5 protein-coding genes are annotated in these 12,677 nt (G+C 43.8%); all 5 read left to right on the top strand.

Annotated features, from left to right (window positions below; all coding sequences use genetic code 11):
* Window positions 1-351 precede the first annotated feature (351 nt).
* Window positions 352-1,077, top strand: a complete 726-nt coding sequence (locus tag V7K44_RS24740; RefSeq protein WP_334935346.1) for a Uma2 family endonuclease — start codon at window positions 352-354, stop codon at window positions 1,075-1,077.
* Between the two features lie 26 nt (window positions 1,078-1,103).
* Window positions 1,104-1,274: a hypothetical protein gene (locus V7K44_RS24735; RefSeq protein WP_334935344.1), complete on the top strand. Its 171-nt coding sequence runs from the start codon at window positions 1,104-1,106 to the stop codon at window positions 1,272-1,274.
* A gap of 40 nt (window positions 1,275-1,314) precedes the next feature.
* The gene (locus V7K44_RS24730; RefSeq protein WP_334935342.1) at window positions 1,315-2,097 is read left to right on the top strand and encodes a COP23 domain-containing protein; all 783 of its coding nucleotides are present in this window, start codon (window positions 1,315-1,317) and stop codon (window positions 2,095-2,097) included.
* A 391-nt stretch (window positions 2,098-2,488) separates the two neighbouring features.
* Complete coding sequence (locus tag V7K44_RS24725; protein ID WP_334935340.1) at window positions 2,489-6,583, top strand: choice-of-anchor I family protein; 4,095 nt, start codon at window positions 2,489-2,491, stop codon at window positions 6,581-6,583.
* A 211-nt stretch (window positions 6,584-6,794) separates the two neighbouring features.
* Window positions 6,795-12,257, top strand: coding sequence for a phytase (locus tag V7K44_RS24720; RefSeq protein ID WP_334935338.1), 5,463 nt, complete (start codon window positions 6,795-6,797; stop codon window positions 12,255-12,257).
* Window positions 12,258-12,677: the final 420 nt, after the last annotated feature.

Below are 12,677 nucleotides of genomic sequence, written 5' to 3'. Positions count from 1 at the left end.
TGGTTGATAAACTAATCTCAGTTGCACTCAATTTAATAAATCCTCAACATTTAAGAAACTGGTTTGCTAGTTGCTGCTACTGTACCTCATAACAGTCGTAAATGCTGTAATCGTTACCGCTTTAGTTTTGGTTGGTTTTAGCGTTAGCTAAGATTTTAGATTTCGGTATCGCTGTATCTCATCGTTAATCTCACTTCTCGACTTTACCTTGGCTAATTCAGCCGGGGTTTTTTGTTTTTATACATCCCAAAGTGCGAGTCGTGTATTGCGTTTTAAAATAACAGCGTTGCGCCTGACAACAAGCTACGGGTCAGCCATAAAATAAAGACAAATCAATAAAAGGGGGTGTTTATGGCAACCCAAATCGGTGAAGGTAAATCTTCAACAGAACTGGTAATATCTTGGGAAGCATTGCCCGCAGATTTTCACCTAGAGGATGAACCAGTGGAAAATACAGGTCAGCCACTATTGGCTGGTGCTTTGCGCGAAAGCCTTGAGATAAGTGGTTTCATCCAACCGCAGATGTTAATAGCCTCAAATTTTGGACTTTGTGCGACGATAAACGGGCAATTTATAGCTAAAGCACCCGACTGGGTTTATGTGCCATCGGTAAATCAGGTTTTAGGAGAACGCAAAAGCTATACACCTAATTTAGATGGAGATATTCCAGCAATTGTGATGGAATTTCTATCTGACACTGAGGGTGGAGAATACTCTTTTAAACGAACCTATCCACCAGGAAAATGGTTTTTTTACGAGCAGATTCTTCAAGTCCCAATTTACATAATTTTTGACCCAAATGGTGGTTTATTAGAATTTTACCAACTCGAAAACAGACGCTACGAGTTAAAGCAACCTGATGAAAATGGTCGTCATTGGATTGATTCAATGGGTTTATTTCTGGGAACCTGGCAAGGAACAAAAGAAGCCAGAACTGCTTACTGGTTGCGCTGGTGGGATGAGGCAGGTAATTTGTTACTTTGGGCAGTGGAACAAATTGAACAGGAACGCCAGCAAAAAGAACGGCTAATTGCCTATGTACAATCTCAAGGTATCGATCCAAATAATTTGCCTTAGCATATACAAATAAAATTTTCAAGTATTTGAGTGACTCAGTTGAAGCAAATAAGTGCTACAACCGTTACGTATACCAAGGAGTGGGGCATGATAAAGAAATTCAAGTACAGCTGAAAAAGCTAATCGCCGGGAAAAAAGCACGAGAGGAAAAAAATAGGTTTTTGCTGAATCAAAAGCCAGAATTATTCGTCATTTAAACTATCAATTCCCTACTTAATTTCTCCTGGAGGATGATTTATGTCATCACAAATGCTGCGGTTGATATCTTTGGGCAGTCTTGGCTTATCTTTGTGTCTGGGCAATTCGGCAGCAATGGCGCAATATGATTCTACTGGCGATGGTGTAGTAGTACCAACAGTACCATCAGGTGGGACATCAGCACCAGTCCCAATAGACACATCGACAGGTGTACCACCTTCACCCTCGGCTGATGGTACAACTCGGTTTACCTGTCAAACTTATAATGGTCAGTCCACCGTTATGTATCAGCCACAAAGTCAACCAGGACAATTCTTTCCTTGGGCAGCACCTGCGGCTTTAGGTGGTGGTTGGGACGCACAAAGGCGTTGTGCAGCAATTGCCAGTCGTTTAGAACTTTATCGCCCAGATGGTTTACAAGAACTCCAGACAGCCGTAGAAAATAACGAAAATATTGTCTGCGTCACAACTGAAGCTAATCCAACCTGTAGAATTGTGCTGACAGTGCCCCGTGGAAAAGATCCTGTTGTTATTCGCAATAGCATTTTTCAGAACTTGACTACTGCTGATAGTGGACAACAGACTATAGCCGTTAACACTTATGGCGATCGCAGTAGTGGAGGCAACGAATTATATAATTTAGGACGTACACTTCTCGGCAATGGCAATAATCGGGTTAGTTCATCTAGAAGTGGGATTAATCTGAAACCTTTCCTCGATCGTCAAGATGGTGGTACTGGAAACAATTTGCGGAGTGGAGTAGCAATTCGTCGTCAGTCTCAACCTAACGGTGTTCGTCTCAGCCCTGGTAAATTCCGGTAAGCAAGAGTGGTTTTTAATACAAAATGACTTTCAAATAAAAAATATCCAACTACTTATTGTGGGGCGGACAAGATGTCCGCCTTTTTTTATGGGCGTCAAATTGCTGCCTCCTGGACTTCTTCGAGATGTCGAGGATCTAAATCCAGCTGTATATTATTTATTCTTTTAACCTTTTGCTAGCAGCTTCTTAACGTTGCTGAGATAACTTGAGGTTGTTAAATATGGATTAATACCAGTAAAGTCCGTAGATTTTTTGACTACAAAATAGTTTTTCTTGATAGTGATATTGCGATTGTCAATGTGACTAGATTATGTTTGCAAATTATTACTGAACATCAGCTTTTCAGGCGATTTTCAAACAATACAAAATAAATTGAAGGAGACGTTATTAATGGCTTTGACACAAGGCGATATTGCGACCAATAATAACTCCAGTATTTTGCAGAAAATTGGCAGCTTCACCAGTGCGAATGGAGCCGAAATATCCGCCTTTGATTCAGGAAGCGATCGCTTATTTGTGGTTGCTGGCAGCATAGTTGAAATTTATAATGTCAGCAATACAGGGACGTTAACCTTAGCTGGTTCCTTGGTGACAGGATTTACGCCTCCCGCAGGGACACAAGCTATTCCCAACAGCGTTGCGGTGAAAAATGGTATTGTCGCAGTCGCCTACGCCATTCAAAACACCAGCACAAACGCCCAGCAGACAGGACAAGTGAGTTTTTACAATGCCGCTAATGGCAACTTTTTGAACTCAGTGGCGGTGGGTGCATTACCCGATATGCTCACCTTTACGCCTGATGGCACGAAGGTATTAGTAGCAAATGAGGGAGAACCCAACAGCTACGGGCAACCAAATTCGGTAGATCCTGAAGGTTCAGTCAGTATTATTAACATTGCTGGTGGCGTGGCGAATGCAACCGTTGCCCAAGCCTCGTTTACAAGCTTCAATAGCCAGATCGCCACACTCAAAGCCGCAGGTGTACGGATTACTGGCCCCGGCTCGACGGTGGCACAAGACTTAGAACCAGAGTATATTGCTGTATCTCCAGACGGCAAAACTGCACGGATTACCTTGCAAGAAAATAATGCGATCGCTATTCTGGATATTGCCAGCGCCACCATCACCGATATTTTGCCTCTGGGTGCGAAGAATTATAATCTTCCAGGTAACGGATTAGATGCTAGCGATCGCGATGGTAAAATTAATATTCAGAATTGGCCAGTATTTGGGTTATATCAACCCGATGCGATCGCTAGCTTCACCGCCAACGGACAGACTTACTACATCACTGCCAACGAAGGAGATTCCCGCGACTACACTGGTTTTAGCGAGGAAATTCGCGTTGGCGCAGCCGGATATGTTTTAGATCCAACAGTTTTCCCCAATGCGGCTACCCTAAAGCAAAATACTAACCTGGGACGGTTAACCGTTACAAATGCCACAGGAGACACGGACGGAGACGGAGATTTCGATCGCATCGAAGCATTTGGGGGACGTTCCTTTTCGATTTGGAATGCCAGCGGCAATCAGATATTCGACAGTGGCGACCAATTTGAACAAATCACCGCAACCAAAGTACCAACTCTGTTTAACTCAGATGGTGCGGCTGATACCTTTGACACCCGCAGCGATAACAAAGGACCAGAACCTGAAGGCGTAGCGATCGGAGTTATCAACAACCGTACCTATGCTTTTATTGGTTTAGAACGCACTGGCGATGTCATCGTTTACGAAGTGACAAATCCCAACAAGCCAAGCTTCGTTCAATATATTAACACTCCCGAAGATACTGCGATCGAAGGGCTAACCTTTGTCTCGGCGGCTGACAGTCCCACAGGTAAGCCTTTGTTAGTTACTACAGCCGAAGTCAGCAAGACGGTTGCGGTATTTGAAGTAACTCCATCTGTTCGGATTAGCGACATTCAGGGAACGGGACATATCTCATCCTTTAGAAATCAGACTGTCAGCAATGTAGCGGGAATTGTCACAGTGAAAGCAAGTAACGGTTTTTACTTGCAAGACCCCACTCCAGACAACGACACTCGCACTTCTGAAGGTATTTTCGTCTTCACCTCATCAGCACCAACTGTATCCGTCGGCGATTCCATATTAGTCAGTGGAACAGTTACAGAGTTTCGTCCCGGCAACGATGCTAATAATTTAACCAAAACACAAATCACCACTCCCACAACTGTCACCGTTTCTAGTGGCAATGCCCTACCCACTACTACAATCCTTGGTAATGGTGGCAGAACAATCCCGACAACAGTAATCGATAACGACACGATCGCTAATATTGAAACTGGAACAACCACCTTCGATCCTGCCCAGGATGGCATCGACTTCTATGAAAGCTTAGAAGGGATGCTGGTACAGGTGAATAACCCAATTACTACTTCACCCACTGCAAACTTTGGCACATCAGAAGAAATTTGGATATTAGCAGACAATGGCGCAAATGCCACGGGTAGAACGGTTCGCGGTGGGAGCCTGATTAGTACTTCAGACTTCAATCCGGAACGGATTCAGATCGACGATCTGAACAATTCTTTAGTGTTACCTGAAGTTAATGTTGGTACGCAACTTAGTAATATTGTTGGTGTCGTTGACTACAGCTTTAACAACTATGAAGTTTTAGTATCGGCTGCTCCTACAGTAGTACAGAACAGTAACATTCAAAAAGAAGTCACTAATCTAACTTCTACCACTGACAAACTGGCGATCGCTACCTACAACGTCGAAAATCTCGATCCAAGTGACGATCCAACCAAGTTTAACAACTTGGCTAATCGCATTGTTAATAATCTCAAATCACCAGATATCATTAGTCTCGAAGAAATTCAGGACAATAACGGTGCAACAAATGATAGCGTCGTTGATGCCAGCATTACCTTCCAAAAGTTAATTGATACAATTACTGCTGCTGGTGGCCCCACGTATCAATATCGCCAAATTAACCCGGTAGACGATACGAACGGCGGTGAACCTGGTGGAAATATCCGGGTGGGTTTCTTATTTAATCCTAATCGTGTCAACTTTGTAGATCGCCCTGGCGGTACTTCCACCACCAGCACCACAGTTACCAATGTCTCTGGTGTTCCTACAGTTTCTAATAGTCCTGGTTTAATCGACCCCACCAACTCTGCCTTTACTAGCAGTCGTAAGCCGTTAGTAGGTGAATTTACTTTCAACGGTGAAACTGTTTATGTAATTGGCAACCACTTTAATTCTAAAGGTGGCGACCAACCATTATTTGGGCCGAATCAACCATCAACCCTCAGTAGTGAAACCCAGCGCCAGCAACAAGCTACCCTGGTGAAAAACTTTGTCAGCAGTATTTTAGCGATCGCCCCCAATGCCAATGTCGTAGTGGCGGGTGACTTAAATGACTTTGAATTTTCCAACCCCGTCAACACCCTAGAAAGCGCTGGACTGACTTCCTTAATTGAAACTCTGCCGCAAAATGAGCGTTACACCTACAACTTTGAAGGTAACGCCCAAACCCTTGACCACGTTTTAGTTAGTAACAACTTGCTCAATAAGCTGGATGGTTATGATGTAGTTCACATCAACTCAGAATTTGCCGACCAGGATAGCGATCACGATCCTAGCGTAGCTCGGTTTAATCTCCCTAAAAACAATGCTCCCACGGTAGTACAACCAATTGACGACCAAATCATTTCTACTAATAAAGCTTTTTCTTTCAATATCAGTAACAAATTTGCTGATGTAGATCCAGGTGACACCCTGACTTACAGTGCTACAGGTTTACCCACTAGTTCTAGTATCGTTGCCAACACAGGTGTGATATCCGGCACTATCTCCCAAATCGGCATTTTCGCAGTCACAGTTACCGCTGCTGATGCTAAAGGCGCTAATGTTAGCGATACCTTTGACCTGACTGTTGCCAATAACAAGGCGACATCTGGCAACGACATCATCTTTGTCAGCGAACTTACTGGTTTGAACAAATACATAGTCAATGCTCTAGCAGGGAGCGATCGCGTTATCGGCACTAATACCAGTGAATTAATCGACGGTGGAACAGGCAATGATTACCTGGATGGCAAGGGAGGCATAGATGTACTCCTTGGTGGCGATGGCAACGACACAATCTTTGGTGGACTTGGCAGTGACGCACTTTCTGGGGGCAATAGCAATGACCGCTTAGTGGGTTGGGGCGGTGGCACAAACGAAATAGACCTCCTCAACGGCGAACAGGGTACAGATACTTACGTTTTAGGTGATACCAATTCAGCTTTTTATACCAGTTCTCGCAACAATGATTATGCCGATATTCTCAACTTTCAAGCAAACGATCTAATTCAGCTTCAGGGAGTTGCTAACAATTACTCGCTAGGGTCAGTTAGATCGGCTGTAGGCATTTTCACCAACAAGGGAACGGAATTAATTGCTGTTGTGGAAAACGGGTTAAACCGCAATACAAATTTGGCAACAGATACTCGTTTCGTCTTTATTTAACGCAGATTTAATCGAACTCCGATTTCTGGCGTTGCTGAATTAAGGGATGATTCTTGTGGGGTGGGCATCCTGCCCGCCCGGAAATACAAGGGACGCTCATGTTGCCCATCCCACAAATATGCAACCCCCGATTTCTCTGTGTACTCTGCGCCTCTGCGGTTCCCTATTTCCAATTTTCAAAGCAGTCTCAGAATCTATCTCAGAATTAAACATGGTAACTACTAATACAATTCGCTTTTCTCAATTCAACGCTTCTTTGAATCGTAATGCCAAAGGTCAGTTAGTCAGCGATTTGTCTACCCCTGACAACGCTCAAGCAAAGGCAGTTGCAGAAATCATCCAGCATAATAACCCAGATGTGTTGCTAATTAGCGAGTTTGACTACTCCCCGGAGGCAGTTCAATTATTCCGGCAAAATTACCTAGCCGTTAGCCAGAATGGTACAACACCCGTTGACTACCCCTACTTCTACATCGCTCCTTCCAATACGGGTATTGCCTCTGGGTTTGACTTGAACAACAATGGCACAGCAGTTACAACCCCAAGCGAATCAGGATATGGCGATGATGCTTTCGGATTCGGGAATTTCCCTGGTCAATACGGAATGTTGCTGTTGTCCAAATATCCCATCGACACCGCCAACATCCGCACCTTTCAAAATTTTCTGTGGAAGGATATGCCTAATGCTTTGCTTCCTGACGATCCGACAACACCACAGCCAAATGATTGGTATTCTCAGGAGGAATTGGCAGTTCTACGCCTTTCTTCTAAAAGTCACTGGGATGTACCCATCCAAGTAAACGGTGAGACAATTCACATCCTCGCCAGCCACCCCACACCCCCAACCTTTGATGGTGTGGAAGACCGCAACGGTAAGCGCAACCACGACGAGATCCGCTTTTGGGCAAACTATATTACTCCTGGTAATGGTAATTACATTTACGATGACGAGGGTAAAATCGGCGGTATTGATGCTGGGTCAAGCTTTGTGATTGTGGGCGACCAAAATGCAGATCCTTTGGATGGTGATAGTTTTGACAACGCTATTCGCCAACTGTTGCAAAATCCCAATATCAATACTAATGTTATTTCTACCAGTCTGGGTGCGCACCAACAAGCAGACTTACAGGCTGGTGCAAACGCTAGTCAAAAGGGTAATCCTAGCTTTGACACCGCAGACTTTGCTGATACGACTCCCGGAAACCTGCGGACTGACTATGTGCTACCCTCCGCTAACCTGACAATTGCCAATTCAGGAGTATTTTGGCCACTGAATACCGATCCAACATTTTCCCCAGTAGGTACTTTTCCCTTCCCCAGTTCTGACCATCGCTTAGTCTTCGCAGATGTGCAAGCTGGGCCAACTGAAGCAGGTAAAACCATTCCTAATGTAGGATTTTTGGGACAGAAGACCTTCGCTACAGGCTTTATTCCCTCTGGTGTCGCAGGAACAGTGAATGGGGTACAGACTCCAGTGGGTGGACTTTCTGGTGTTACCTACGATGCAATTAACAACCGCTATTATGCTATCTCAGACGATCGCTCCCAAGTTGCCCCTGCGCGTTTCTATACCTTCACTGCTGACGATACTGGGGTGGCTTTTACGAATGTCACAACACTAAAAGATAGCAATGGTAACTTCTTTGCGCTCAATAGCCTCGACCCAGAAGGTATTGCTTTAACTAACAATGGTACGGTTTTCATCTCTTCAGAAGGCGAAGTCAATCCTACTGCTGGTCGCGTGACTAATCCCTTTATTAAAGAGTTTTCGCTGACCACAGGGCAAGAAATAGCTTCACTATTTGTCCCCAGAAAGTTCCTGCCAGTAGTAGAAGATACCAACAGCAACGGCATTGTTGATGCAGGTGATACGCAGACATCAGGTGTTTACAATAATTTAGCCTTTGAAAGCCTCACCATCACACCTGACCAGAAAACCCTATTCACCGCCACTGAAAACGCGCTGTCCCAAGATGGATTAAAGGCTTCGCTCACTAGTGGCACCCCTTCCCGGATTCTGCAATACAATCTCGTTACTGGGCAACCAGAAAAAGAATACCTTTATATTACTGATGCAATACCCGAATCGCCCAACCCTACCACAGGTTCAGCTGACAATGGTTTGGCAGATTTACTAGCAATAGATAATCGTGGCACTTTCCTAGCGTTGGAACGCTCCTTTGCTCAAGGTGTAGGCAACACCATCAAAATCTACGAAGTTTCTTTGCAAGGTGCAACTGACATTAGTTTCTACGATTCTCTAAATAATTTGAGTGCTGAACAACTAGCAGCGATCAAACCCGCTCAAAAGCGCTTACTGTTGAATTTAACTGACCTGAATCTGCCAACTGATGCAAACCACCCGATTACAGGAGTGGATAACATTGAGGGTATTGCCTTCGGCCCCAAACTAGCAGATGGTCGTCAGTCCATTGTGCTGGTGAGTGACAACAACTTTGGTAGCACCCAATATACCCAAATTCTTACCTTGGGTGCAGACTTAGTTCCGACGGCTACACCCACATTAGAAACTCGTCCTCCTTTATTTGACGATGAAGATCCAACACTACCTGCTGTAGATCAAAATGCTGATGCTGATGACCCTGCTATTTATGTTAATGCCACAAATGCTACTGATAGTCTAGTCCTAACCTCAGTCAAAAATGCTGGACTGCGAGTTTATGACCTGTCTGGTAATTTGTTACAAACAGTTAATCCCGGTGGTATTCGCTACAACAACATTGACCTGCAATACGGTTTCAAATTAGGCAATCAATCTGTTGATATTGCTGTCGCTAGCGATCGCCAAAATGATAAACTAGCAATCTTCAAAATTAACCCCAACCCCACCACCCCCGGACAATACTTGGAAGATATCACCGATAGCAATATTGCTACTATCTTCCAAGCATCACCTTTTGAACCTCCTTATTCTGCATCAACTCGCAGTTCTTACGGAGTTACCTTATACCGTAGCCCTGTAACTAATGATTACTATGTCTTTACCAGTCGTCGCCAAACTGGAGATATAGCTCAATTCAAATTGATTGATAAAGGTAATGGCCAAATTGGAGCCGAACTGGTGCGGGAGTTCACCATCCCTTCGCCCACCACAGCAGAGCGTTCTCCGCAAACAGAGGGTATGGTGGTTGACCAAGAAACAGGCTTTCTCTACATAGCCCAAGAAGATGTGGGCATCTGGAAATTCCAGGCAGAACCGAACGGTGGCACAACAGGCAAGCTGATTGATCGCGTTCGTTTTGAGGGTGGTTCTCACCTCACCGATGATGCCGAAGGGTTAACTATTTATTACGGCAAAAACGGCACAGGCTACTTGTTAGCATCCAGCCAAGGCGATAGCACCTTTGTTGCCTACACACGTGAAGGTAATAACGAATACGTGGGTAACTTTGCCATTGGTAATAATGGGTCAATTGACAGTGTGCAAGAGTCAGATGGTGCTGATGTGATTAACGTGCCACTGGGGCCTAACTTCCCATTTGGTTTATTTGTCACTCAAGATGGCTCCAACGAACCTGCTAAGACCATCGATGGCGAAAATGTCAACTCTAACTTTAAGCTGGTGCCTTGGGAGAATATAGCCAATACTTTACCCAATGCTCTAAATATTGACACCACAAGTTACGATCCTCGCAATCCTGTTGCCCAACCCAAGCTAACCATTTATGAATTTGAAAATCTACCCAAGTTAGGCACAACTTCTAAAAATCAAGATATTTTCTTGGGTGGTTTTTCTGGGTTATATTTCCAAGGGTTTGCAGCTAATGGCAACCTGAAATTTGTCACCAACACAGATCGTGGCCCCAATGGAGAACCTGATGGTGTCAAAAGACCATTTTTATTACCTAACTTCCAACCAGAAATAGTCAGTTTTGAACTCAACCGCACCACAGATGAAATCAACATTACCAACAGAACAGAACTATTTCGCCAAGATGGAACGACCCCATTAACTGGATTACCAAACTTGCAAGCTGGGGCAAATGGTACCGCCTATACGGATGAAATTGCCGTTGACTTAGACAACAATGTTTTAGCTAACGATCCTTTGGGTGCTGATTTAGAGGGTATTGTAGTTGCCGAAAATGGAGACTATTGGATGGTAGATGAATACCGTCCGGCAATTTACCACTTTGATGTTAATGGTAAACTGAGCGATCGCTTTATTCCCAAAGGAACTGCTACTGCACCCAACCCAGATCAATCTTCGGGAACTTTTGGCACAGAGGTATTGCCAGAAGTTTATGCCCAACGTCGCAATAACCGAGGATTTGAAGCTGTAGCGTTGGAAGGTAAGAAATTATATGCCTTTATTCAGAGTCCAATTGATAATCCAGATGTCGCCAATGATGCGACTTCCAAAGCTTCTCTCAATCTCCGAATTATAGAGTTTGATATTGTCAACAAGCAGGTAACAGGAGAGTATTTATATCGCCTAGAAGGTCTACCAGGAACCGATAAGATTGGCGATGCAGTTTCTTTGGGTAACGGCAAATTTGCAGTAGTTGAACGAGATGACAATGGTACATCTGCTGGCAATAAACTAATTTACCAAATTAATTTAGCTGGCGCGACCAACATCAACAACCCTGCTAACTTTACCTTGCCAGTTGGTAAAACTATTGAACAACTTACCTCTGCGGAGTTAACTACTGCCAATATTACCCCTGTCACCAAAAGTTTAATTGCTAATGCTGCTCAGTTGGGTTACACCGGGGTGGAAAAATTAGAAGGTCTGGCACTGGTAGCACCCAATACCCTAGCCTTGATTAACGACAACGACTTCAACATTACAGGTAATACGGCTGCTGAAAAACTCGGCATTCTTGAACTACCCAATAACCTGACAACTGTACAGCCTACTTTCCCCGATAGCTTTGGTTCTAGTAACAGCGATAATGTTACAGTTCAGCCAGGAAAAACATTCTTTGCAGGTGACGGCGCAGATTTTGTCGAGGGTACTGAAGGCAACACAATCGAGGCTGGGAACGGTGATGACACTGTACTTGTAGGCAGCAACTCTTTAGTATCCGGGGGAGACGGTGACGATCAAGTTGTAATTGGTCAAAATGGCCCGGCTGAAAATACTAATGCTGATGGTGGGAATGGTGATGATGTTATTACCGTAGTAGAAGCCAGTGGTAGTAATAATTTGTTTGGGGCGGCAGGTGATGATAATCTCACAGTAATTGAAGGTTCTCGTCAATCATTATTCGGTGGCTCAGGTAACGACATCCTCACGAGTAACGGTAGCAATAACCGTCTCAACGGTGGTTCTGGAGATGACAAACTCTTCTCCAATGTGAATGATTCCCTGTTTGGTGGCGATCGCGATGATGTCCTATTTGCTGGTCAAGGTGGTGGCGATCGCCTCAGTGGTGGTACTGGTGCTGACCAATTCTGGATTGCTAACGCCAGTCTGCCAACTAGTAAGAACATTGTGACTGATTTTACAGTTGGCATTGATAAAATCGGGCTGGGTGGTATTGGTGTTACTCAGTTTAATGCCCTGACGCTATTACAACAGGGTAATAATACTATCGTGAAAATCGGAAATACTGAGTTAGTTTCATTGACAGGAATTACATCAACTAAGCTCACAGCAAATGACTTTGTTTTCTCTGCCAGTATTTGGGTTAATTTGTTCGCCTAACGTGATTGTTACAGGTTCATTAAACAACCAAAGTTAATGAACCTGTACTCAATCATTATTGTAAAAGCAATTAAAGAGAAGGGTTATAAAGGAATACAGTTCAGATAAGACCAAAACACTTGTAGAGACGGTGATTATCGCGTCTCAAAACCCACGATTTTGTACAAGTAGCCCTTAACCCAAGCGTATTGGGTTATAAAGAACTTATTATCTGACCAAAGTTACAAAAGAGACATCATCTCAATGTATAAAAAATAATTTTTAATATCACCAAAAATACGCACAAAATTGTTAATTGCGTATCATATTAGGTACAAGATTGCAATACAAGATTTCTTAACCAGTCCACAATTTATTCACAACTTTTACTATGTATCTTAATTAATATGCAATTGACATTGTTAATTAAGATACTAAAAA

The sequence above is a fragment of the Nostoc sp. genome, from assembly GCF_036917235.1.
Taxonomy (GTDB): Bacteria; Cyanobacteriota; Cyanobacteriia; order Cyanobacteriales; family Nostocaceae; genus Nostoc.
This window is presented reverse-complemented; position numbering and strand designations above follow the sequence as displayed.

What these genes read in the sequence shown, in the direction of transcription:
- V7K44_RS24740 (WP_334935346.1), top strand. Translation starts at nt 352, where the DNA reads ATGGCAACCCAAATCGGTGAAGGTAAATCTTCAACAGAACTGGTAATA.
- V7K44_RS24730 (WP_334935342.1), top strand. Translation starts at nt 1,315, where the DNA reads ATGTCATCACAAATGCTGCGGTTGATATCTTTGGGCAGTCTTGGCTTA.
- V7K44_RS24725 (WP_334935340.1), top strand. Translation starts at nt 2,489, where the DNA reads ATGGCTTTGACACAAGGCGATATTGCGACCAATAATAACTCCAGTATT.
- V7K44_RS24720 (WP_334935338.1), top strand. Translation starts at nt 6,795, where the DNA reads ATGGTAACTACTAATACAATTCGCTTTTCTCAATTCAACGCTTCTTTG.